Here is a 25,031-nt window from a genome sequence, read left to right on the forward strand (position 1 = left end):
CAAATTTAAAGTATATGTTGGTCTATCTTCGATTATTAAAAGAGAGTTTTGGTTTTGCAATGAATGCATTACGCAACAATAAATTGAGAACTTTACTTTCTTTATTAGGAGTTACCATTGGTATTTTTTCGATTATAGCAGTTTTGGCTGCAGTTGATTCTTTAGACCGAAAAATAAAAAAAGACTTGAGCAGTTTAGATAAAAACACTATTTATTTGATGCGATTTTCTTTTGGTCCTTCCGAAATTCCGCAATGGAAAAGAGAACAGTTTCCGGATGTTAAATATGATGAGTATGAATACCTGAAAAGTTCTGTTAATGATTTAGACCAAATGGCATTTCAGTTTTTTGTAAACAGAGAATCCATGAAATTTGAATCTGAATCCGTTAGTGACGTAAATATTGTTCCTGTTTCTCATGAATTTATAGAAATTCAAGGTCTTGAGTTTGAAAAAGGAAGATTTTATAACGAATCCGAGTCAAATTCCGGGGCTGCCGTAATTGTTTTGGGATACGAAATTGCCAAAGGACTTTTTGGCGAAAGCGAACCAATAGGTAAAAACATTCGGTTGTATGGACAACGGTTTACGGTTATTGGAATGTTGAAAAAGCAAGGGGCTGGAATGTTTGGCGATAGTAATGACACGTCTGTTTTTTTACCGGTTAATTTTTTAAGAAGATTATATGGAGATAATAATGATGCGATGACGCCAGTGATTCTCATAAAGCCTCAAAAAGGGATTGACATGGATGCCTTTAAAGCTGAAATTGCCCAAAAATTAAGGAATTACAGAGGAATGAAAACGGATGAAATTGACAATTTTTTCATCAATGTCTTGTCCGGATTCACTGATTTGATTGACGGTATTGTAGGGCAAATGAATTTAGTAGGATGGGTAATCAGTGGTTTTTCTTTGCTTGTAGGAGGTTTTGGGATTGCTAATATTATGTTTGTTTCTGTAAAAGAACGTACAAATTTAATAGGAATTCAAAAGTCGTTGGGTGCTAAAAATCGATTTATATTGTTTCAGTTTCTGTTCGAAGCAATAATACTTTCTGTAATTGGTGGAATTATTGGTTTGTTTTTAGTTTGGATAATCTCCGTTGTTTTGACAAAAGTATTAGATTTTGAATTTGTTTTGGGAATGGGAAATATTCTTTTAGGAACGGGATTGGCCGCTATAATAGGATTAATATCAGGAATATTACCAGCGATAACCGCTTCGAAATTAGATCCTGTTGAGGCCATCAGGACCGGAATGTAATGATATAAGAAAAATAAAAATGCTCCAGGAATACAATTTCTGGAGCATTTTTATTTTAATATTGAAACCAAAAAAAATCCCGATTGCTCGAGATTTAAATTTATCTAATATTGTTGTTTTGAATTAAATCAATATACAAGTTAATCTTGTCTTTTAATTCTTTTCTTGGTGTGATAAAGTCTAAGAAACCATGTTCAAGAAGAAACTCTGCAGTTTGAAATCCTTCCGGTAAATCTTTTCCTGTGGTATCTCTCACAACTCTAGGTCCGGCAAATCCGATTAAAGCACCAGGTTCAGAGATGTTTATGTCTCCAAGCATTGCGTAAGAAGCGGTTGTTCCTCCTGTTGTAGGGTCTGTACACAATGAAATATAAGGTAATTTAGCTTCGGCAAGTTGTGCCAACTTAACAGAGGTTTTTGCCAGTTGCATCAAAGAATTAGCAGCTTCCATCATACGAGCTCCGCCAGATTTTGAAATCATTACAAAAGGCATTTTGTTTTTGATAGCATGGTCAATTCCACGTACTATTTTTTCTCCAACAACGCCTCCTATTGAACCTCCAATAAAAGCAAAATCCATACAACAAATCACAACGTCTTTACCTTTAGATTTGCCAACTCCAGTACGCACAGCGTCTTTAAGTTTGGTTTTTTCCATGACATCTTTTAATCGATCTGCATATTTTTTGGTATCCACAAAATGCAAAGCATCTTTAGAAGTCATGTTTTTGTCTAATTCCACAAATTCATTATTGTCGAATAAAATTTCAAAATAAGTGTCACTTCCAATTCTAACATGAAAATCATCCTCAGGGCTTACATACAAATTGCGTGCAAGTTCATCGGCATCAATGATTTTTCCAGTTGGAGACTTATACCACAGACCTTTTGGAACATCCATTTTGTCTTCGGTAGCAGTAGTAATTCCTTTTTCTTTTCTTTTAAACCAAGCCATTTTTTAAATTTTAGAATGTAGATTTAGATTTTAGATTAAAAAATAGATTTCAGAACGAATCCAAAATCTATTTTTTAAAATGGATTTAAAATTTAAAGTTTGACTTCATTATAAAATCAAAACTCTAAACACTTAAATCTAAAATTATAGAGTATTTACGTTATTCAAGTCAGCAAAAGCTTGTTCAAGTCTTGCGTTGAATGTAATTTCACTTTCACGTAACCATTTTCTTGGATCGTAATATTTTTTGTTTGGAACATCAGATCCTTCTGGGTTACCAATTTGAGTTTTTAAGTACTCAATGTTTTTAACCATATAATCACGGATACCTTCAGTAAATGCAAATTGTAAGTCGGTATCAATGTTCATTTTTACAACACCGTAACCAATAGCTTCTCTAATTTCTTCTAATGTAGAACCTGATCCACCGTGGAAAACAAAATCAACTGGATTTGATCCTGTTTTGAATTTGTCTTGAACGTAATCTTGAGAATTTTTTAAGATTTTTGGAGTCAATTTTACATTTCCTGGTTTGTAAACACCGTGAACGTTTCCAAAAGAAGCTGCAATTGTAAATTTAGGACTTACTTTTGATAATTCTTCGTAAGCATAAGATACTTCAGAAGGTTGAGTGTATAATTTTGAACTGTCAACATCAGAGTTGTCAACACCATCTTCTTCACCACCTGTAATTCCAAGTTCGATTTCTAATGTCATTCCCATTTTGCTCATTCTAGCCAAATATCCTTTACAGATTTCGATATTTTCTTCGATTGGCTCTTCTGATAAATCAATCATGTGAGAAGAAAACAATGGTTTTCCTGTTTCAGCAAAATGTTTTTCAGATGCATCTAATAAACCGTCAATCCAAGGTAATAATTTTTTTGCACAGTGGTCAGTATGTAAAATTACAGTTGCTCCGTAAGCTTCTGCCAATGTGTGAATATGTAAGGCTCCAGCGATTCCACCAGCGATAGCTGCTTTTTCACCTGCATTAGAAAGTCCTTTTCCTGCATTAAATTGTGCTCCTCCGTTAGAGAATTGAATAATAACTGGAGCATTTAGTTTTGCGGCTGTTTCAAGAACACCGTTGATTGTGTTTGATCCTGTAACATTTACAGCTGGAAGTGCAAAACCTTTTTCTTTTGCATAATTGAAAATTTCCTGTACTTGGTCTCCTGTAGCTACGCCCGGTTTTATGTTGTGTGCCATTGTAATTTATTTAAATTGTTTTTTTAGTTTTTAGTTTGCAAAAATAAGAATTAATTAGCATTAGAACGGATAATTTATTCCAAAATTTAAAACTGAATGCCCAAAATTATATTCTTTAAACCATCGGTCTCCATTTTCATAGGCTGGATTGTAGGTTTTAAATCCTAAATCAAAGCGAATGACAAAAAAACTTAAATCATAGCGCAAACCAAATCCAGTTCCTAATGCGATATCTTTTAAATCTTTAAATCCTGTAAAAGTTGCTTTTTCATCCACAACATTATCAAGTACATTCCAAATATTGCCTGCATCGGCAAATAATGCTCCTTTAAGACTGCCAAAAACTTTAAATCTAAATTCTCCGCTGATAGCAATTTTCATATTAGCCTCATTAAAGTCGTTGATGGCGCCGGTACTTCCTGGACCTAAACCGTAAGGTTGCCAAGCTCTGTTGTCATTTGAACCTCCGGAATAGTAACTTCGTGAAAACGGAATATAATCTGAGTTGCCAAAAGGAATTGCAATTCCAAAAAAGGTTCTTATTGCAAATACTTTTTCTTTGGTCAAATCCCAATGTTTAATGTAATCAAATTCTGTTTTGAGGTATTCTGAATATTCTAAATTGAATATTTCATAATTCCCGTTTTGATTCTTTGGAAGGTTTCCTGTATTCGAAATTAAGGATAGTAAAGAGCCGGCTGACTCAATTTTGGTTCTAAACAAATAAAAATTATTGTCTAATAAATCTTTTTTGGTTGTTTTGGTAAAGGTGAAACTGCTGGCGAGAATAAAATCATTTTCGGAAAGTCGAATTCTTCTTTCTTCTATACTTTCTACTGATTGGTATTCTGCATCTGTTGGTTTTAAGGCTGTATTTCCTGACAAAACATCGCTTGTGAAACCTTTTGTTCCTGATTCTATAATTAAATTTTTATCATCAATGTTGTCAAAATAAAGAGCATTTTGATTGTAGGATTTTCCTATTTTGTTCAAAGCATCATAGGAAGAACTGTATACGTTGAAATAGTTTTTAGGGTTCAGATTCCTAACAAATTGAGCGTTGAAGAGGTCAAATCGGGCCGTGTTATTTCTCTTAGGATTCCAATTATACGATAATGCGCCGGTAAAATTTTCTTTATCTAAACCAATATTCCTTTGTTTGGCAAAACCGGTTGTAATGAGCGTTGACGGAATCATGCTTTTTGGAATGATTTTTTCGGTTTTGAAAGGCATAAAAATCCTAGGAAAATTTAATTTTAAATCAACTCCGTATTCTGAAACGTTAAAAAAAGTATTGTTCGGATTGGCTAAATCTTTTGAGGATCCAATATTTACACGTGTAGCAATTTCTAATGTTTCGGCTCCGTTGAATATATTTCGAACAGTTTCGGAAACACTCGCTCCGATTCCAAAATCTTGGATGTTAGAATGTGTGACGTCAAATGTGGTATTGAAGCTGTATTTTTTTCTGGGTGTTAAATATATTTTTGCAATCAGGGATTGAGCCGTTGTGTCTCTTTTATCCACTTCATATTGTATCGACGGATAATTAAAAACTTTAAGATTGTTCAAATAACGGGTTGTCAGCACCGTTTTATAATCAGCAAATAAGGTTCCTTTGGTAATAAAAATAGCGTCCGTAATAGCGTGTGGTTTGTATTTTAATTTTTCTTTGCTGTAGAGATTAAAGTTATTAAAAGTTGTGCTGTCTGTGATTTTTAAATCTTTGTCCGAAGGAGAATAATCAGTATAGATATTCACATCACTTATTTTATACATTTTAAAAGGTTCTGTTCTGCTGGAATCCCTTTCCTGATACGTATAATTGTTTATAATTAAATCAATATTAGCCTGATTCACTTTTTTGATTGTGTCAATATCAAAAGTCACATAATTGGGTTGAAAATAATAAACACCGTTGTTTCTGAAATTAGTGGTGATTCTATTTTTTTCTTCTTCAAAATCTTCTGTTTTGTACTGATTTCCGGATTTCAAAAACGTATTAGATTTATTAACTTCATACAAGGAGTCTAATACTGGAGTTGCAATAGTTGTTTTTATTGTATCTAAAGTATATGCTTTTCCGGTAGTTATAGCATATTTAATTTTTGCTTTTTTGGCACTTATCGAATCCATTTCATAATTGGTAGTGACATTAAAAAAGCCGTTGTTAAAATAATAATATTTTAATCGTAAAAGGGATTTTTCCGTTTTTGTTTGATCAATAATTACGGGAGGTTCTCCTGTTTTTTTTAGAAAATCATGAATGCCATGATAAAAAAAAGATTTCCCTAATCGATCCACTTGTTTTGATGAAAGCCATTTAGATTGACGTTCATATTTGCCAGGATTATTGGTAAATTTTGCTTGATAAGTAGAATCCGGATTTAGATTTGCCATGTTGTACATGTTCAATCGCAAACGAAATCCTAATAAGGTTCCATTCGGTTTTTGATACAACTGATTGAAAACATTTTCGTCGGTAATCTTTTTATTATTTACTGAAATTTGGTTTTTAATGAGCAGTTTTTTGCCATCAGGAACTCTTTTTACAGCATTACATGCGCAAATTAGTATTGCAATTAGAAGAAATGCTGTTATTTTTGTGGAATTCTTTTTCAAGTTTCTAAAATATTTAATTCAAAAGTACATTATTTTATGCTTAGTAAAAACCAAATAAAGTTTATATCAGGTTTACATCAAAAAAAACAGCGAATTGCCAATCAATTGTTTTTTGCTGAAGGCGTAAAGTGTATTCAAGAGTTAGTGCAATCTAACTTTGAACTGGAACATTTGTACACTATCCAAGACGATTTTGAAGAAGTTATTGCTGCCAATAAAACGTTGATTTCTGATAGTGAATTAAAAAAAATCAGTGCGTTGACAACTCCTAATTCTTGCTTGGCAATTTTTAAAATGCCACAAGAAAAAGCAATAATCGAGTCAGGATTAATCGTGGCTTTGGATAGTATTCGCGATCCGGGAAATTTAGGTACCATATTGCGGTTGTGTGATTGGTTTGGTATAGAGCAATTAATATGTTCTAAAGAAACGGTTGATATTTATAATCCAAAAGTAGTTCAAGCTACTATGGGTTCCATTACGAGAGTCAATGTAAATTATGTTGATTTGAATGGGTTTATTGCTCATGTAAAACTTCCGGTTTTTGGCACTTTTATGGATGGTGAAAACATATATAAATGTGATTTGCCTCAAGAAGGAATCATTATTATGGGGAATGAAGCCAATGGAATTTCGAGTGAATTAGAGCAATTAGTTCAAAATAGGCTTACGATTCCTCGTTTTGGAAATCTTCAAAAAACGGAAAGTTTAAATGTAGCTACAGCCACTGCAATTATTTTGAGCGAATTTAGAAGGTAATTTGCTTTTTATCAGAATAAAAAACGGTTATGAATCCTTTTAGTGAAACGTAAAATTGATAAAAATAGCCCTCGATTTCATCGATTCGATGTTGCCTGTCCAAGGACTTGCCGGATCTTTATCCCGAATTAATTCATCATTAAGTCCGAAAACACCTCTGATTGATGGTGATAAAATAAAATATTCCGAGAAAATATCAATGCCAAATCCCAACTCATAATTGGGTGTCCAGGCTTTTACTCTAAAGCGTTGCTCTAAATTATCATCTAAAGATTTTGAATTGCTGGATAAATTTAAAGTTGCCGAAAGTCCGCCTAACAAATATGGACGAACGTTTCCTGTTCTTAAAGAGGAGAATTTTAATAATAAAGGAAAATGAATATAAGTGCTGTTTACTTCTCTCAATGCATCATTTTCGGTGGTGAAATTTGGGTAAAATAAATCTCTTTTTGTGTAATAAAGTCCAGGCTCAAACCTCAAGTTGATGTATTCCTGAAGTTTCAAATCAGCAACAAGTCCTACATTAAATCCAGTTGTTTTTTTTACCTGAATATCGGGTCCAACTGTTTTGTAATCCATCTTAAAATCATAGGAATTAAATCCTAAATAAAATCCAAAATAAAGCCTTTGCTGCTGCCACGTTTCCAGATTGATAATTGGATCTTTGCTGAATATACTTTTAGTAAACTGAGCATGTCCTTTTATTGTTAAGGAAAGCAGGAGTAAAAAGACAAATTTTTTCATATTATTTCTTGGAAGCTGAATAGATTGTAGCTACGCCAAATGTTTGTGGCAACGCAATAACATCTATAAACCCAATTTTTCTCAAAATATTGTTTAAAGCTTCTCCATAAGGAAATGCAGCAGCCGATTCCGACAAATAACCATAGGCTACATTGTCTTTAGAAAATAATTTTCCAATAAGTGGAAGGATGTTTTTACTGTAAAAAGAGTATCCTTGTTTGTACGGCGTTTTATCCGGTACCGAAGTTTCAAGTATTACAAAAAGGCCGTTTGGTTTTAACACTCTTAAGATTTCAGCTAATCCCTTTTCAAGTGTTTCAAAGTTTCTAACACCAAAAGCGACAGTGATTGCATCAAAATAGTTGTCTTCAAAAGGCATTTTTTCAGAATCTCCAAGAACCATTTCTATGGTATTAGATAGGTTTTTTGCATCAATTTTTTTCTTTCCTACTTCAAGCATTCCTGCAGAAATATCTAATCCAATAATTTTTTCTGCATTAGTTTGTGCCATCAATATGGCTAAATCTCCAGTTCCGGTAGCGATATCCAAGATTGTTTTTGGATTCGTTTTAGAAACCATTTTCAAGACTTTTTTACGCCATTTTACATCAATCCCAAAAGAGATAACGCGATTTAAATTATCGTAATTTCCGGAAATGGTATCAAACATTTGAGCTACTTGCTCTTTTTTTCCTAGAGAGGAATTTTTATAGGGAGTAATTTTTTCAGACATTTTTTTTATTTGTACAAATATACTATAAACTGTATAAATTATAAATGGGTTTTGTTGCTTGGGTGCAACTTTATTTTAAATAGCAAGTAGTTGTTTTTGCGTGAAAAAAATAAAAATGAAAAATAAATGAAATATCACTAAAAGTGGGTATTGTGAGTGAAGTTTTTATTGTTCAATTTTACCACATAGAAATTTAAAAATTCTTCAATGATTAATAGGGAGTCAATAGCTCAAATCAAATGGATAGTTCTTGCGTTACTTATCTCATTTGTTCTTGTAAGCTGTTTTGAGGGTATTATTTTTATGAATAGTACTTTATTTAAAGCGCAAAATACGTTCTTAGGATTAAATTTGTTTTTGGAAATTTTAATTTTTTTCGTCTTTAGTACCTTCGTGGTATTTGGTATTAAAGGCTTCTTTGAGATGTATTCTCAAAGAGTTTCAAATCTGATAATCTTCAGTTCTGGAGTTTTATTAGTATTTGTAATTTTTATTTTATGTTATCAAATACTGTTTCAAGAGTAAGCTGATTCCCAAATCATTGTAAAAACATCCTTTAATTAGGATGTTTTTTTTATTTTCTAACGAAAGTTTCGTAGGTGTAATCATGAAGATGTTTTTCATCTTTAGCGTTAAATACAGATTCTATTATTTCCCACTCTTCAAGATTGATTTCTGGAAAAAAAGCATCGGCTTCAAAAATGCCATGTACTCTGGTAATTTCGATTTTATCTGCAAACGGAAGTCCTAATTTATAAATTTCTCCTCCGCCAATAATATAAGAAATTTCATTTTCAGGGCAAACAGCAACTGCTTTTTCCATACTTCCAACAATAATACAGCCTTCTGGATGATACTCTTTTTGTCTGGTGATTACGATATGGGTTCTGTTTGGTAATGGTTTAGGGAAACTTTCAAATGTTTTTCTTCCCATGATGATATGGTGTCCGGAGGTAAGACCTTTGAATCTTTTGAAATCATTTGGAAGGTGCCAAACTAATTCGTTATTTTTTCCCAAGGCATCATTTTCAGCAACTGCCGCAATCATTACAATCATATTCTCTTGTGTTTATATTGAAGTTTCTTCGTTTATTTTTGTTTGTAAATGGTCAATTTTTTTTTGTTGTAAAGTAACAAGGCGGTCAATTTGATCTCTTTCCCAGTTTTTATTCATAAAACGATCTGTAATATACACTTTTATAAAATGTAAAATGAATATAAAAAACCATAAGGTAATCAGCCACAGGTGCCAGTCTGAATTGATGCCAAGATCAAAAAAATTATGAGCTATAAATAAAAATAAACTCCCAATGAGTAACAAAACAAAATGAAAATAAAGTCGTTTTTTTTGTTTAATTCGTCTTCTGGCATACTCATACTGTTCGTGTTGTTCTTTTTCCATTCCTGTTATTTTAGTCTATAAAGGTAAAATTTATTTTGAAAAGACATTCTTTTGATTATTAAATATTTAGTCCGAAAAGGATTTCTTATTTCGGAAACCAAAATAATAAAGCTATAAAGTACGAATACAGCTAAAAATTAAGGAAGTTTTTGTCATTATCCTAAAACTTCTGTCGGTTCTTTGTGGGGTCAAATGATTTTGTTTCCTTTGTCCCATAAATCTAAAAATGAAATAGTTATGTCAATAAAGAAACAATTTATAAAAACAAAACCAGTTTGTAAAGTTACGTTCTCAGTAGATGCAAAGGATGCTGCCGCAGTATCTGTTGTTGGAGATTTTAATAACTGGAGTGCAGAAGCAGGAGCAATGAGCAAGTTAAAAAACGGTACTTTTAAAGTAACGTATGATTTAAACAAAGATACATCTTACGAATTTAAATATATTATAGATGGAGCTTTTGTAAATGAGCCAGAAGCAGATTCTTATATTTGGAATGATTTTGCTGGAGCAGAAAATAGTCTTTTACTATTGTAATCATAAAAAAATCCGCTGCAAAGCGGATTTTTTTTTATTAGTTATTTCGATTAATTTTTTGGATGCAATGATTATACTGCAACGCTGCCTTTAATGCCAGCATGTGGGTCATATCCTTCTAAAGTGAAATCATCAAAATCAAAATCGAAAATGTTTTTTATTTCCGGATTCAAAATCATCTTTGGAAGTGGTTTTGGTTCACGTGATAATTGTAATTCGAGTTGTTCAAAATGATTGTTGTAAATATGTGCGTCGCCAAAAGTATGGACAAATTCACCTACTTTTAACTCGCAAACTTGAGCGATCATCATTGTTAGCAGTGCATAAGAAGCGATATTAAAAGGAACTCCCAGGAAAATATCGGCACTACGTTGATACAATTGGCAGGACAATTTTCCGTCAGCCACATAAAACTGAAAGAACGCATGACACGGTGGTAAAGCAGCTTTATTATTGGCTACATTGTCATCAAATGATAGTTTGGTATCAGGCAGAACGGATGGGTTCCAAGCTGAAACCAGCATTCTTCGACTGTTTGGATTCGTTTTTAATTCGGTAATTAATTCGGTGATCTGATCAATTTCTTCACTGTTCCAATTGCGCCATTGGTGACCATAAACTGGTCCTAAATCGCCATTGGCATCAGCCCAAGCATCCCATATTTTAACGCCGTTTTCTTGAAGATACTTGATATTTGTATCACCTTTCAAGAACCAAAGCAATTCATAAATAATAGATTTTAGATGTAATTTTTTGGTGGTTACCATTGGAAAACCTTCATTTAAATCAAAACGCATTTGATAACCAAAAACACTTTTTGTTCCCGTTCCTGTCCGATCTCCTTTTTGAAAACCGTTTTGCATAACGTGTTGTACTAAGTCTAAATATTGCTTCATTTATGTTTAATCGTTAAGCTGTTTAATCGTTAAATTTATCAATTTGTTTAAGGAATAAAATTATTAAACAAATCACGGGATTAAACTATTATGATTCTCTTTTTGAAATTTCGTCTCGGATTTTTGCTGCTTTTTCGTAATCTTCATGCTCAACAGCTTGCGAAAGTAGTTCGTTCAATTCAATTAAACTGTGTTTAGAATAGGTGCTGCCAGATTCATTACTTTCTACTTCTTGTCCAAAAGTTTCAGGGTTAGAAAGCACGTCGTCAATTTCTTGAGAATCTTTATTGCTGTCGTTGAGGTTTGTTTTTAAATAAATTCCTGCTTTGTCCAATATGTTTTTATAGGTAAAAATGGGAGCATTAAATCGCAAAGCCAAAGCAATAGCGTCAGAAGTACGAGCATCTATTATTTCTTCAATTTTATCTCTTTCGCAAATGATGCTGGAATAAAAAACACCGTCTACTAATTTGTGAATAATCACTTGTTTTACTACAATATCAAACCGGTCAGCAAAATTTTTGAATAAATCATGTGTCAAAGGGCGAGGAGGTTTTATTTCTTTTTCTAACGCAATAGCAATAGACTGCGCCTCAAAAGCACCGATGACAATGGGTAATTTTCTTTCGCCGTCAACTTCGTTCAAAATCAATGCATAAGCTCCGTTTTGAGTTTGACTGTAAGAAATTCCTTTTATAGATAATTTAACTAAGCTCATGTTTTTTATATGAAAAGTATTTGGTGCTTTGTTTAGGAGTTTATGGTTTCTGAGAAAAAGTGCAATTTTAATCAAAAAACAGCAAACAAAAAAGCTACCTAAAACAAAGATACGATTATCTTCATTTTTGGCAGCTATAATTGGTAATAAAAATATTTTAAATTAAGAATGCTGAGCCTTAAATGCTTTTAATTTTTCAATTAATTTAGGCACAATTTCAAAGGCATCACCTACTATTCCGTAGTCGGCTACTTTGAAGAAAGGTGCTTCAGGATCACTGTTAATGACTACTTTTACTTTAGATGAATTCACTCCTGCAATGTGTTGTATTGCTCCTGAAATTCCTATGGCGATGTATAAATTGGTAGCCACTGGTTTTCCGGTTTGCCCAACGTGTTCTCCGTGAGGTCTCCAGCCTAAATCCGAAACTGGTTTTGAACATGCAGTTGCAGCTCCAAGTACTGATGCTAATTCTTCAATCATTCCCCAGTTTTCAGGACCTTTTAATCCGCGTCCGCCAGAAACTACAATATCTGCATCGGCAATAGAGACTTTTCCGGAACCTTTTTCTACTGATTCTACTTTTACACCAAAATCATTCTCTCCAATTGTTGGGTTGAAATCTTCCTGAGTTAAAGTAGATGCGTTTTCGAAAATACCATATGAGTTTTTGGCCAGACCAAGAATTTTTATATCGGTTGTGATTTCTGTTGTGTTAAAAGCTTTGTTTGAAAAAGCAGTTCTTTTTACCTGAAAAGGAGAAGTGCTGACTGGTAATCCAACCACGTTCGATGTAAAGCCAGCTTCTAAAGCTACTGCTACAAGTGATGAAAGGTATAAGCTATCTGTTGTTGATGACAGTAAAATTAGTTTTGAGGCTTCTTTTTGTGCTGCTTGTTTAATTACATCTGCATAAGCTTTGGCCGTAAAACCGGATAATTTATCATTATTTACTTTTAGAACTTTATCAACTCCGTATTTTGACAATTCAGAAACGTCTCCAGCATTGATGGTTACAGCTGTCACTGTTGTTCCTAAAGTTTCAGCTACTTTTTTTGCATAAGATGCTAACTCCAAAGCTACTTTTTTGAATTTTCCTTCTGCGTATTCTGCGTATATTAATATTGACATAATTTTTTATTTTAAACGTTGAATTATAAATTTTAAATGTGTTTGAGAACGTTAATTTAAAATTCATAATTTAAAATTATATTACTTTAGCTTCGTTGTGTAATAAGTTGATTAGTTCATCTAAATTGTCTGAAGATATTAACTTCACCGCTGATTTTGCGGCTGGTTTTTCAAATTTTACCGCTTTTGTGTTTACTGCAGCAGCAATAGGTTCTACTATTGAAAGTGTTTTTGTTCTAGCTGTCATAATTCCTCTCATATTCGGAATACGTAAATCTTTTTCTTCGACAAGTCCTTTTTGACAGCCAATAATTAAAGGTAAAGTAGTACTAACAGTTTCTTTTCCGCCATCTATTTCACGAACTGCTTTTACGTTTGTTCCTTCTACGGTTAGGCTTACACAAGAATTTAAAAAATTATATCCTAAGATTCCTGCTATCATACCGGGAACCATTCCTCCGTTATAATCTAAAGATTCTTTTCCGGCGATAATGATATCATATTCACCATTTTTAATGACTTCGGCTAATTGTTTTGCAACAAAAAAACCATCAGCCGGATTGGCATTTATACGAATTGCTTCATTAGCTCCAATTGCTAATGCTTTTCTTAAGGTAGGTTCAGTTTCTGGTCCTCCAACATTTATAACTGTAACTGTTGCTCCTTGTTGTTCTTGAAACCAAATGGCACGGGTTAAGCCAAATTCGTCATTGGGATTTATCACATATTGAACACCAGTGGTATCAAATTCAGAATCGCCATTGGTAAAATTGATTTTTGAAGTAGTATCAGGAACGTGACTGATGCAAACTAATATTTTCATAGATATATATTTTGATATTCATAAAATGCTTGACAAATTTAAAATAATAATTCGAATAATATACTATGCATGCATAATAATTTTAACAACTATTTCGATTTCGTAAATACTAAAATCATAACATTTTTAATTCAATTTCTATGAGTGCAGACAGATATACTCAATAGTTGAGCAGATAGCGGAATTATTTTAAAGTAATTTATGCTTTTAAGTGGTTTAAAATATTTATTTTTGCTTTTCGAAAAATACACACACTTACAATATAAATATGAGAACGATACAATTTAGAGAGGCCATTTGCGAAGCGATGAGTGAAGAAATGCGTCACGATGAGTCGATATACTTAATGGGTGAAGAAGTTGCAGAATATAACGGAGCTTATAAAGCATCTAAAGGAATGCTTGCTGAGTTTGGTGAAAAAAGAGTAATTGATACTCCAATTGCTGAACTTGGATTTACAGGTATTGCTGTAGGTTCTGCCATGAATGGATGTCGTCCGATTGTTGAATACATGACCTTCAACTTTTGTTTAGTTGGAATTGATCAAATTATTAATAATGCAGCCAAAATGCGTCAAATGACAGGAGGACAGTTTAATGTGCCTATCGTTTTTCGTGGACCAACTGCTTCTGCAGGACAATTGGGAGCAACACACTCGCAGGCTTTAGAGAATTGGTTTGCCAATACTCCAGGTCTAAAAGTAGTAGTTCCATCAACAGTTTATGATGCTAAAGGACTTTTGAAATCAGCTATTCGTGATAATGACCCTGTGATTTTCATGGAATCTGAGCAAATGTACGGTGACAAAGGTGAAGTTCCAGATGGTGAATATACAATTCCGCTTGGTGTTGCAGATATCAAACGTGAAGGAACAGATGTAACGATTGTTTCTTTTGGAAAAATTATCAAAGAAGCTTTTATTGCTGCTGATGAATTAGCAAAAGAAGGAATTTCATGTGAAATTATCGATTTGAGAACAGTTCGTCCTTTAGATTTCGAAACGATATTGACTTCGGTAAGAAAAACAAACCGTTTGGTAATTCTTGAAGAGGCTTGGCCTTTTGCAAGTGTTTCTTCGGAAATTACTTATTTAGTTCAAGAACGTGCTTTTGATTTCTTGGATGCGCCAATCCAAAGAATTACAACAGCTGATACGCCTGCGCCATACTCTCCGGTTTTATTGAAAGAATGGTTGCCTAATTCAGAAGATGTAATTAAAGCAGTTAAAAAAGTACTTTACAAAAAATAGGTGTTTGAGATTTAATTTTTGGGCTAACTTTAACAGTCTGAATCTTTAAATTTGAATAATCTAAAATATCTAATTACTATATTTGAAACTTCATCAGAATAGCTCTGATGAAGTTTTTTTTTGAATGATTATGAAAATGAAAAATGCCCCTTTATTTATATTATTTTTTTTCGTTGTCTCTGCAAATTTTCTTTTTGCACAAACCAAAGTCAGCGGTATTGTTGTTGATAAAACGAATCAGCCTATTCCGTATGCCAATGTTGTTTTTAAAGATTCTAATATAGGAATTGTCACTAACGAAGACGGTCGGTTTTACATAGAATCTGAAAAAACATTCACTTCTTTAATAATATCATCGGTAGGATTTTCTGAAAAGGAAATTGCGTTGGATAAACCCGTTAATTACAATTTCAAAATTCAGCTTAGCGAGGCAGAAACGTTAAATGAAGTTGTGGTATTTGCCGGTAAAACTTCAAAAAAGAATAATCCTGCGCTGGATATCCTTAGAAAAATATGGGAGAGAAAGCGTAAAAATGGATTGTATCTTTTTGATCAATATCAAATGGAAAAATATGAAAAAGTAGAGTTTGATATGAATACGATTGATAGTGCTTTTATGAAAAATAAGATTTTCAAAGGCATGGAATTTATCTTTAATCAAGTAGATACTTCGCGAATTACCGGTAAAACGTATTTGCCAATCTTTATCAATGAAGCTTTGTATGATGTATATGGCGATAACAAAATCAAAAAGCAGAAAGAAAACATAAAAGCGAATAAAACGTCTGGCTTTAATGGGAATCAGCAAATTTTGTCTTTTGTAAAAGATTTGTATTCGGACTATAATATTTATGATAATCACCTTACTTTTTTTGATAAAAGTTTCACCAGTCCGTTGTCAAAAACCGGTATTGATGTTTATAATTACGTTTTGAGAGACAGCGCTTACGTTGATAAAAAATGGTGTTATAATATTGTTTTTTATCCAAGACGTAAAAACGAATTGACTTTTAAAGGTGATTTTTGGGTAAATGATACCACTTATGCCATCAAGAAAATTAATATGGCTGTTACCAAAAGTGCCAATATCAACTGGATAAAAGACATTTATATTGAGCAGGAATTTGAAGTAATGAACGATTCCGTTTTTCTATTGACCCGGGATTATATGATGTCGGATTTTGCTTTAAACAAAAAAGAAAAATCAAAAGGCGTTTATGGAAAACGTACTACTTTATATAGAGACCATAAATTCAATGCCGAAAAACCTACTGCTTTTTATAAAGATGAGGTTAATTATAGCGATAATGAAGTCTACAACAAATCCGACGAATATTGGGAGAAAAACCGATTTGAAAATTTAAGTAAAGACGAATTAGGGGTTTATAAAATGCTGGATACCTTGCAAACGGTCAAGAAATTTAAACAATTATACAGCTTAGTTTCGATACTTGGCAGTGGTTATGTCGAATTTAAGAACTTTGATTATGGGCCTATATTTTCTTCTTTTGGGTTCAATGAAGTCGAAGGCGTTCGTTTGCGAGCAGGCGGAAGAACGTATTTTGGACCTAATGATCCTTGGCGAGTTCAAGCGTTCACCGCATATGGTTTTGATGATAATAAATTTAAATATGGAATTTCGGGAAAATGGATGGTCGATAAGAAAAATCGAATCATTCTTTCGGGAGGAAATAGACGCGATATCGAACAAATAGGCGCCAGTTTAACCACAACAAACGATGTCATGGGCAGGAGTTTTGCTTCCTCGGCATTATTTTCTACCGGCAGTAATGGCAAATTGACGAATATTAATTTGAGCAGTCTTACTTTCGAGATAGAACCTGTAAAAAATCTGATTTTCCAAACGGGATTCTCCTATCGAACATTGGAATCTGCTTCGCCCATTTTTAGTTTAGATTATTACACTACTTTACCAAGCACAACAAATCCTGCAGGAACGGTTAAAAGTGACGTAAAACAATCCGAAGCGAACATTCAAATTGAGTACATGCCCAACCGAAAAACAATTGGTTTTGGCGTCGAGCGCGATGTGGTAGACAGTCCATACAGTCGCTTTTTTGTGAACTACAGTCACGGATTCAAAGGAGTTTTAGATTCAGATTTTAAATATGAAAAACTGCAGTTGTATTACAAACAACCTATAATAATAGGGCCATTGGGACGTACAAATTTTATTCTTGAGGCTGGTAAAACCTTCGGGACCATTCCTTTGGGATTAATGAGCGTGATTCCAGGAAACCAAACGTATTTCAGTATCGAAAACACATTTAGCAATCTTAATTTTTATGAATTTGTAACCGATCAATACGCGACTTTGCAATGGAATCACAATTTCAACGGAAGACTTTTTTCGAGAATTCCATTTATGCGAAAATTAAATTGGCGTGAAATTATAGGAGTCAAAGGCGTTTACGGAACCATTTCGGATGCCAATCGAGCTATCAATGCGTCAGGTTTGCCGTACAACGCGCCCGAAAACGTTTATTGGGAATACAACGCCGGAATAGGAAATATTTTCAAAGTCTTTCGTATCGATTTCTCTTGGAGAGGCAGTTATTTGAATACGCCGGACACACAGAAATTTGCTATCAAAGGTTCGTTTGGTTTTTATTTCTAGGAGCTATTTCCAGCTGTACACTATATCTTTTTATTAGGCGATAAAAATCGCCTAATAAAAAGGATGCCGTTCCCATCTGGGCTAAAAAAACAGTAGTTTATGCAACAAGCTATCCATTATCTTTCGGAAAAAGACCCTATTTTTAAGACCATCGTCGAAAAATACGGATTGCCGGTCATTCCAGTTCGGCCGCAAGGTTTCGAGACTTTAGTATTGCTTATTTTAGAACAGCAAGTTTCTATCGATTCGGCGAAAGCCACTTTTTTGAAATTAAAAGCTAAGCACAATCATTTTATACCGGAAAAACTACTTGAATCCTCCGATGAAGAATTTAGGAATCTGGGAGTAAGCCGACAAAAAACGTCTTATATCAAAGCTTTGGCGACAGCCTTGTTAAATAAAGACCTTGATTTAGAAAGTTTGCCAACTAAATCAGCACAAGAAGTTCGGGAAGAGCTCATTAAAATCAAAGGAATTGGACATTGGACGATTGATATTTATTTAATGTTTTGTTTACAAGCACCAGATTTAATTCCACTTGGCGATATAGCTGTAATAAACACCATAAAAGAATTGCTGAATATTCATGACAAAGAGGAAATGGAAAGGTATGCTCTGCAATGGAGTCCGCATCGTTCCGTGGCTACTTTTTTGCTTTGGCATTATTATTTAAAGCAAAGAAACAGAACCGTTGTGTATTAATAAAATCAAGAAAAAACTTAATAAAGAGATAACCTGCGTTTTTAATTGTAAAAACGTATAGATTTCTTATTTTTGCAAACAAATTATAGAAAAGACTAAACAAAAATGACTGCAGACAAATTAAAAACTTTCGATGTATTAATCGAAATACCAAGAGGAAGTAGAAACAAATACGAATACGATTTTGCAATAAAAAGAATGCGTTTTGACAGAATGTTATTCTCATCGATGATGTATCCCGCAGATTACGGCTTTATTCCTGAAACTTTAGCATTAGATGGAGATCCATTAGATGTTTTGGTATTGGTAAACGAACCAACTTTTCCTGGATGTGTGATGGAAGTGAAGCCAATTGGAGTTTTCCACATGGCAGATGACAAAGGACCAGACGAAAAAGTAATTTGTGTACCGGTTTCAGACCCAATTTGGAATTCATTAGAAAATTTATCAGACATCAATCCTCACTTGTTAAAAGAGATTGAGCATTTCTTTCAAGTATACAAAGATTTGGAAAACAAGGTAGTAGATGTTGAAGGTTGGGGAGATGTAAATGAGGCATATGCTATTATTAAAGAATGCACGGAGCGTTTCAATGAAATTGAAAACAAACCGGAAGGATTATTTAGCATAAAATAAATTTTACCCATATATTTTTACAAAAAAAGCAATATTCTACAATGAGTATTGCTTTTTTTGCTTAAATTCGTTACATAACATTATAGTAATACTAATCAAAACCAAAATTTTTTTATGAATACAATTATGATTTATTTGCCAATTGTAATGGCAATTATTGGACTTTTGTTCATGTGGGTTAAAAGAGCTTGGGTACTCAAACAAGACGCCGGAGATGGTAAAATGAAAGAGATTTCAGATTATATATATGAAGGTGCTTTGGCTTTCCTAAAAGCAGAATATAGGTTACTTGCTTTCTTCGTAGTAGGAGCGAGCATCGTATTGGCAGGAATTTCATTCGTTGTTCCTACAACACATATTTTAATAGTTGTTGCTTTTGTATTTGGAGCATTTTTCTCGGCTTTAGCAGGGAATATGGGAATGAAAATCGCAACAAAAACAAACGTTAGAACTACACAGGCGGCTCGTACGAGTTTGCCGCAAGCGTTGAAAGTTTCTTTTAGCGGGGGTACCGTGATGGGATTGGGAGTTGCTGGTTTAGCCGTTTTAGGGTTAACAGGATTCTTTATTGTTTTCTTTCAGTTTTTTATGAATGGAGTTTGGACTTCTTCAGAGGATATGACTAAAGTATTAGAAACATTAGCAGGATTTTCTCTTGGAGCAGAATCTATTGCTTTGTTTGCCCGTGTTGGTGGTGGAATTTATACTAAAGCTGCCGATGTTGGTGCTGATTTAGTAGGTAAAGTAGAGGCTGGAATTCCAGAAGATGATCCACGTAATCCAGCTACAATTGCTGATAACGTAGGGGATAATGTAGGGGATGTTGCCGGTATGGGTGCCGATTTATTTGGTTCTTATGTAGCGACAGTTTTGGCTGCAATGGTTTTAGGAAATTATGTAATCAAAGATATGGGTGGAAGCATTCAGGATATTTTTGGTGGAATCGGACCTATTTTATTGCCAATGGCGATTGCCGGTTTCGGAATTCTATTCTCTATCATTGGAACTTTACTGGTAAAAATATCTGATGATAATGCTAAAGAGGCACAAGTTCAAAAAGCGCTAAACATTGGGAACTGGGTTTCTATTGCTTTAACTGCGATTGCTTGTTATTTTTTAGTTCAATATATGTTGCCGGAAACAATGAAAATGAGTTTCTTCGGTGAAGGAGCTAAAGATATTTCATCAATGCGCGTTTTCTACGCAACATTAGTAGGTCTGATTGTTGGAGGAGCTATTTCTTCAGTAACCGAATATTATACAGGATTAGGAACAAAACCAGTTATGGCTATTGTACAAAAATCAAGTACTGGTGCGGGAACGAATGTAATTGCAGGATTGGCAACAGGAATGATTTCTACTTTCCCAACAGTACTTTTATTTGCTGCTGCGATTTGGACATCTTATGCATTAGCAGGATTCTACGGAGTTGCTTTGGCTGCTTCAGCGATGATGGCAACTACAGCAATGCAATTAGCAATTGATGCTTTTGGACCAATATCAGATAACGCAGGTGGAATTGCAGAAATGAGCGAATTACCTAAAGAAGTGCGTACCAGAACCGATATTTTAGATTCTGTTGGAAACACAACTGCTGCTACCGGAAAAGGTTTTGCAATTGCTTCTGCAGCATTAACTTCATTGGCTTTATTTGCAGCTTATGTGACTTTTACAGGAATTGACGGAATCAATATTTTCAAAGCACCAGTTTTAGCGATGTTATTTGTGGGCGGAATGATACCGGTGGTTTTCTCTGCATTAGCAATGAATTCTGTGGGAAAAGCAGCTATGGATATGGTATATGAAGTGCGTCGTCAGTTTAGAGAAATTCCAGGAATTATGGAAGGAACCGGAAAACCGGAATACGCAAAATGTGTTGATATTTCTACTAAAGCCGCATTACGCGAAATGATGTTGCCAGGAATTATGACGATTGGTTTCCCAATTGCTATTGTTCTTTTGGGGAAATTAGTATACGGAGACAATAACCAATTAATTGCAGAAATGTTAGGAGGGTACATGGCCGGAGTTACTGTTTCTGGTGTACTTTGGGCAGTTTTTCAAAATAATGCCGGAGGTGCTTGGGATAATGCAAAAAAATCTTTTGAAGCTGGAGTATTAATCAACGGAGAGATGACTTACAAAGGTTCTGATGCACACAAAGCTGCCGTAACCGGAGATACAGTTGGAGATCCATTCAAAGATACTTCTGGACCATCTATGAATATTTTGATTAAATTAACTTGTTTGATTGGTTTGGTAATTGCACCAATTTTAGGAAATGGCAATCATGATTCAGTGTCGGGTATGAAAGCGGGCGTGAAAATGGAATGCTCAGCAGGAAATATGATGGGTAAATGTGATATGACCAAATGTGCCACCATGACCAAAGACGAATGTGCTAAAATGTGCGATGAAAAAGGATGCACTCCTGAGCAAAAAGAAATATGTATGTCTCATTATGATGCAGACGGAAAATTTATTGAGCCAAAAGGAATGTCTTGTTGTGCTAAAAAAGGCGAACTCAAAAAAGAAGTTAAAGTTCAAATTATCAATAGTGACGGAAAAGCAAAAGCTACTGTAACTACCTCAGAAAACGGAAATGAAAACACGCAAGTTTTTGAAGGTTCACTTGAAGAAGTAAAAGCTAAAGTTGAAGCTTTGAAATAATAGTTTTAACCTTTGCCAAAGTTTCTAATTTTGGTAAAGGTTCATAAAAAAAATGCCTCATGAAAATGAGGCATTTTTTTTGCTTTATATTTTTTCTAAAATAATCCGTTTAATTCGGCATCAATTCTATTGAGAATAGTTCCTAAATCCTCTGGATTATCAACGAAATTTATATTGTCAACATCAATAATTAATAATTTTCCTTTGCTGTAAGTATGAATCCAAGCTTCATAACGTTCATTTAAACGGCTTAAATAATCGATAGAAATGGAGTTTTCATATTCACGGCCTCTTTTATGAATTTGCCCTACTAAATTAGGAATAGAACTTCTTAAATAAATCAATAAATCCGGTGGTTTTACTAAGGATTCCATCAATTCAAAAAGAGAAGAATAATTCTGAAAATCACGGTTAGTCATCAAACCCATTGCGTACAAATTAGGTGCAAAAATATGGGCATCTTCATAAATCGTTCGATCTTGAATGATTTTTTTGCCGCTTTCGCGAATTTGCATCACTTGACGAAAGCGACTGTTCAAGAAATAAATTTGTAAGTTAAAAGACCAACGTTCCATTTGATGGTAGAAATCATCTAAATACGGATTGTCAACTACGTCTTCAAAATGGGGTTCCCATTTGAAATGTTTAGCCAATAAACGTGTTAATGTTGTTTTTCCTGAACCTATGTTTCCTGCTACTGCTATGTGCATTACGGTGTTGTGATTTTATAATTTGTAATTCCTTCAGATGTAAAAATAGATAAAATTTGGTCTTTGAAGCAGAATTTTTCAAACGTTTTTTCTAAAACATCAATTTCAAATTTCAAATCTTTTTCTAAGTCTTCAAAAACGAGTATGTTATTTTTGCTGTAAATAAATTGATGGTCATTATTGATTGCTATCTGATCAAAATCAGGAATTATTCCTTTCAACGTAATTTTTCCAAATACATCACAGGAATACCAATTATTCGCTTGGTCTATCCAATAAAAAGTATTGAAGTCAGATTGGTAATATTCAATACTTTCCGGAAATGAAGTGGAAATAGATTTATAACTGTTTTTTAAATAATCATAAAGTCCAATTTGCTGATTTAAGCTGTCGTAAATCCACAACTTATTTTGTGCTGCAATTCCTGTTTTTGAAACCATGATTGGAATCTCATTTTCTGAAAAGTTTATTTTTTGAGCTTCATTTAATTGATTGTCTAATAAAACAACGCTATTAAAATTTTCGTAGAACACAACAATCTTAAGCGGATTCTGCAAATCTACCTTTGTGATTTCTCCCAAAGAAGGATTTTTGTATTCAAAGGATTCTTTGTCTTTTATTTTTGATAAAGCATTATTTTTTACCGAATAATAAAAACCAAATTGATCGTATCCTAAAAATTGATCACCATTAATAGTTACGCTATTAATTCTTAAAACAGGTAACTTTTGGTGTTGTCCAAATGCAATCGAAATTGTAGTGAAGAAGAAAAATAGAATTAGCTTTCCCATAATTTTAGCAAATTACAAAAAAAGTGCAAAACTATTAGTCTTTGATAGTAGTTGTTTCTTTCTGGTTTCTGCGTTTGTTGGTATCGCAAAAAATAAAAACCCAGTTCAATCTGATTGAGCTGGGTTTTAAGACAAATAAAAAATTTATTTTTTACAATCCAAAAGCAGTTTTAACCTGCTCTACAAAATCTAATTTTTCCCAAGTAAACAATTCAACAGTAACCGTTTTTTCGTTTCCACCTGGAGCAGAAAAAGTTTTAGTAACCGTTTCTGGTGTACGTCCCATGTGTCCGTAAGCTGCTGTTTCGCTGTAAATAGGATTTCTCAATTTCAAACGTTGTTCGATAAAGTAAGGACGCATATCAAAAATAGCTTCTACTTTCTTAGCAATTTCACCATTAGTCAAATTCACTTTTGATGTTCCGTAAGTATCAATAAAAATACCCATTGGTTTAGCCACACCAATTGCATATGAAACTTGAACTAAAATCTCATCGGCAATTCCTGCTGCAACAAGATTTTTGGCAATATGACGTGTAGCATAAGCTGCACTTCTGTCTACTTTACTTGGATCTTTTCCTGAGAAAGCACCACCACCGTGAGCTCCTTTTCCACCGTAAGTATCTACAATAATTTTTCTTCCTGTCAATCCTGTGTCTCCGTGAGGTCCTCCAATTACGAATTTTCCTGTTGGGTTGATATGGTATTGAATTGCATCGTTGAATAGATGAGCGTGAGTTGGATTTTTTGCAATGATTCTTGGAATCAATATTTCGATGATGTCTTTTTTGATTTTTGCAAGCATAGCTGCCTCTTCGTCAAAATCATCATGTTGCGTTGAGATAACAATCGCGTCAATACGAGTTGGTTTGTTATCGTCGCTGTATTCTAATGTTACCTGCGATTTTGCATCCGGACGTAAATACGTAATTTCGTTGTTTTCACGTCTCAAAATAGCTAATTCTTGCAATAATTTATGAGATAAATCAAGTGCCAATGGCATATAATTCTCTGTTTCATTAGTGGCATAACCAAACATCATTCCTTGATCACCCGCACCTTGCTCTTCAGGATTTGCTCTGTCAACACCTTGGTTAATATCGGCTGATTGTTCGTGTATAGCTGAAAGAATTCCGCAAGAATTGGCTTCAAACATGTATTCGCTTTTCGTGTAACCAATTTTTCTGATTACATCACGAGCGATTTGTTGTACATCTAAATAAGTATTTGATTTTACTTCACCTGCCAATATTACTTGACCAGTAGTTACCAAAGTTTCGCAAGCTACTTTCGAATCCGCATCAAATGCTAAAAAGTTATCAATTAATGCATCCGAAATTTGATCTGCAATTTTGTCTGGATGTCCTTCGCTTACAGATTCTGACGTAAATAAATAGGCCATAATAATTATAGTTTTAAAATTAAGCGAGGAAAAATTGCTGGAAAATAAACTAAAGGAGAGTTTCTGCTTTAGCATTTTTTCTACTGAAAAATTTTCAGCATCCATAATGAATTAGTTTCATTATGAAGAGGTTGCAATCAGTTCAAATTTTTCCTCTTGTATTCGGGTGCAAATGTATGAAACCATTTTGAATTGCAAATTAATCTTAACTTTTTTTTGGTGTTAAAAATTAGAATCATCTCATGAAGAATTAAATTGTTGTTTTAAAATCGATTTTTTTTAAATTATTTTTCTGAATTTGATTTGGAAAATAAAAAAATAATTAGCATATTTGTTCTATCAAAAAGTAAAAAAATGAATTTTAATGTATGCAATATGATGTCTAAAGCCATTCAGGAAAAATCCTGTGGGTTGTTTATTGCTTAAATTAAAATCAAAA

General features: G+C 33.6%; 22 protein-coding genes. 8 read left to right on the forward strand and 14 right to left on the reverse strand.

Annotated features, from left to right (window positions below; translation table 11 throughout):
• Window positions 1-14 precede the first annotated feature (14 nt).
• The gene (locus O6P34_RS06585; RefSeq protein WP_269686531.1) at window positions 15-1,265 is read left to right on the forward strand and encodes an ABC transporter permease; all 1,251 of its coding nucleotides are present in this window, start codon (window positions 15-17) and stop codon (window positions 1,263-1,265) included.
• Window positions 1,266-1,365: 100 nt separating this feature from the next.
• Here the strand turns inward: O6P34_RS06585 and accD are convergent, their stop codons facing one another.
• The 3 genes from accD to tamL form a co-directional block, all read right to left on the reverse strand.
• A complete protein-coding gene (gene accD, locus O6P34_RS06590) occupies window positions 1,366-2,220 on the reverse strand; it encodes an acetyl-CoA carboxylase, carboxyltransferase subunit beta (protein WP_269686532.1) in 855 nt (284 codons plus the stop codon).
• Between the two features lie 144 nt (window positions 2,221-2,364).
• A complete protein-coding gene (gene fbaA / locus O6P34_RS06595; RefSeq protein ID WP_269686533.1) occupies window positions 2,365-3,432 on the reverse strand; it encodes a class II fructose-bisphosphate aldolase in 1,068 nt (355 codons plus the stop codon).
• Window positions 3,433-3,492: 60 nt separating this feature from the next.
• Window positions 3,493-6,054 carry a translocation and assembly module lipoprotein TamL gene (gene tamL / locus O6P34_RS06600; protein ID WP_269686534.1) on the reverse strand — a complete coding sequence of 854 codons (2,562 nt, stop codon included), beginning with the start codon at window positions 6,052-6,054 and terminating at the stop codon, window positions 3,493-3,495.
• Between the two features lie 36 nt (window positions 6,055-6,090).
• Between tamL and O6P34_RS06605 the strand changes: the two genes are divergently transcribed.
• Window positions 6,091-6,813: a TrmH family RNA methyltransferase gene (locus O6P34_RS06605; protein WP_269686535.1), complete on the forward strand. Its 723-nt coding sequence runs from the start codon at window positions 6,091-6,093 to the stop codon at window positions 6,811-6,813.
• 39 nt (window positions 6,814-6,852) lie between these two features.
• Here the strand turns inward: O6P34_RS06605 and porT are convergent, their stop codons facing one another.
• The 4 genes from porT to O6P34_RS06625 form a co-directional block, all read right to left on the reverse strand.
• Entirely contained in the window at window positions 6,853-7,557 is a 705-nt protein-coding gene (gene porT / locus O6P34_RS06610) for a type IX secretion/gliding motility protein PorT/SprT (protein ID WP_269686536.1), read from the reverse strand.
• 1 nt (window position 7,558) lies between these two features.
• Window positions 7,559-8,290, reverse strand: coding sequence for a bifunctional demethylmenaquinone methyltransferase/2-methoxy-6-polyprenyl-1,4-benzoquinol methylase UbiE (gene ubiE, locus O6P34_RS06615; RefSeq protein WP_269686537.1), 732 nt, complete (start codon window positions 8,288-8,290; stop codon window positions 7,559-7,561).
• Between the two features lie 574 nt (window positions 8,291-8,864).
• Window positions 8,865-9,347, reverse strand: coding sequence for a dihydrofolate reductase (locus tag O6P34_RS06620; protein WP_269686538.1), 483 nt, complete (start codon window positions 9,345-9,347; stop codon window positions 8,865-8,867).
• Between the two features lie 12 nt (window positions 9,348-9,359).
• On the reverse strand, window positions 9,360-9,692 hold the full coding sequence (locus O6P34_RS06625; protein ID WP_269686539.1) for a 2TM domain-containing protein: 333 nt from the start codon (window positions 9,690-9,692) through the stop codon (window positions 9,360-9,362).
• 237 nt (window positions 9,693-9,929) lie between these two features.
• Between O6P34_RS06625 and O6P34_RS06630 the strand changes: the two genes are divergently transcribed.
• Window positions 9,930-10,226 (forward strand): isoamylase early set domain-containing protein, encoded by a 297-nt coding sequence (locus O6P34_RS06630; protein WP_269686540.1) that lies wholly within the window; start codon window positions 9,930-9,932, stop codon window positions 10,224-10,226.
• A gap of 71 nt (window positions 10,227-10,297) precedes the next feature.
• On the opposite strand, the gene O6P34_RS06635 is transcribed toward O6P34_RS06630, so the two are convergent.
• From O6P34_RS06635 to O6P34_RS06650, 4 genes are all read right to left on the reverse strand, one after another.
• Entirely contained in the window at window positions 10,298-11,122 is an 825-nt protein-coding gene (locus O6P34_RS06635; protein WP_269686541.1) for a thymidylate synthase, read from the reverse strand.
• Between the two features lie 88 nt (window positions 11,123-11,210).
• Window positions 11,211-11,840 (reverse strand): bifunctional nuclease family protein, encoded by a 630-nt coding sequence (locus tag O6P34_RS06640; protein ID WP_269686542.1) that lies wholly within the window; start codon window positions 11,838-11,840, stop codon window positions 11,211-11,213.
• Window positions 11,841-12,002: 162 nt separating this feature from the next.
• On the reverse strand, window positions 12,003-12,971 hold the full coding sequence (locus tag O6P34_RS06645) for an electron transfer flavoprotein subunit alpha/FixB family protein (RefSeq protein ID WP_269686543.1): 969 nt from the start codon (window positions 12,969-12,971) through the stop codon (window positions 12,003-12,005).
• 76 nt (window positions 12,972-13,047) lie between these two features.
• Window positions 13,048-13,794: an electron transfer flavoprotein subunit beta/FixA family protein gene (locus O6P34_RS06650; protein WP_269686544.1), complete on the reverse strand. Its 747-nt coding sequence runs from the start codon at window positions 13,792-13,794 to the stop codon at window positions 13,048-13,050.
• 268 nt (window positions 13,795-14,062) lie between these two features.
• Between O6P34_RS06650 and O6P34_RS06655 the strand changes: the two genes are divergently transcribed.
• From O6P34_RS06655 to O6P34_RS06675, 5 genes are all read left to right on the forward strand, one after another.
• On the forward strand, window positions 14,063-15,043 hold the full coding sequence (locus tag O6P34_RS06655; RefSeq protein ID WP_269686545.1) for a pyruvate dehydrogenase complex E1 component subunit beta: 981 nt from the start codon (window positions 14,063-14,065) through the stop codon (window positions 15,041-15,043).
• Between the two features lie 136 nt (window positions 15,044-15,179).
• Window positions 15,180-17,681 (forward strand): DUF5686 and carboxypeptidase-like regulatory domain-containing protein, encoded by a 2,502-nt coding sequence (locus O6P34_RS06660; protein WP_269686546.1) that lies wholly within the window; start codon window positions 15,180-15,182, stop codon window positions 17,679-17,681.
• Between the two features lie 99 nt (window positions 17,682-17,780).
• Entirely contained in the window at window positions 17,781-18,383 is a 603-nt protein-coding gene (locus O6P34_RS06665; protein WP_269686547.1) for a DNA-3-methyladenine glycosylase family protein, read from the forward strand.
• A 105-nt stretch (window positions 18,384-18,488) separates the two neighbouring features.
• Window positions 18,489-19,019: an inorganic diphosphatase gene (locus O6P34_RS06670; protein ID WP_269686548.1), complete on the forward strand. Its 531-nt coding sequence runs from the start codon at window positions 18,489-18,491 to the stop codon at window positions 19,017-19,019.
• A 114-nt stretch (window positions 19,020-19,133) separates the two neighbouring features.
• On the forward strand, window positions 19,134-21,689 hold the full coding sequence (locus tag O6P34_RS06675) for a sodium-translocating pyrophosphatase (protein WP_269686549.1): 2,556 nt from the start codon (window positions 19,134-19,136) through the stop codon (window positions 21,687-21,689).
• 95 nt (window positions 21,690-21,784) lie between these two features.
• Here the strand turns inward: O6P34_RS06675 and O6P34_RS06680 are convergent, their stop codons facing one another.
• The 3 genes from O6P34_RS06680 to metK all read right to left on the reverse strand — a co-directional run bounded on the left by O6P34_RS06680 (window position 21,785) and on the right by metK (window position 24,592).
• Window positions 21,785-22,399, reverse strand: a complete 615-nt coding sequence (locus O6P34_RS06680) for a deoxynucleoside kinase (RefSeq protein ID WP_269686550.1) — start codon at window positions 22,397-22,399, stop codon at window positions 21,785-21,787.
• A complete protein-coding gene (locus O6P34_RS06685; RefSeq protein WP_269686551.1) occupies window positions 22,399-23,190 on the reverse strand; it encodes a hypothetical protein in 792 nt (263 codons plus the stop codon). The genes O6P34_RS06680 and O6P34_RS06685 overlap by 1 nt, the downstream gene beginning before the upstream one ends.
• Window positions 23,191-23,341: 151 nt before the next feature.
• Window positions 23,342-24,592 carry a methionine adenosyltransferase gene (gene metK / locus O6P34_RS06690; RefSeq protein ID WP_269686552.1) on the reverse strand — a complete coding sequence of 417 codons (1,251 nt, stop codon included), beginning with the start codon at window positions 24,590-24,592 and terminating at the stop codon, window positions 23,342-23,344.
• Between the last annotated feature and the right edge of the window lie 439 nt (window positions 24,593-25,031).

The sequence above is a fragment of the Flavobacterium lacustre genome (assembly GCF_027474525.2).
GTDB classification, from domain to species: domain Bacteria; phylum Bacteroidota; class Bacteroidia; order Flavobacteriales; family Flavobacteriaceae; genus Flavobacterium; species Flavobacterium lacustre.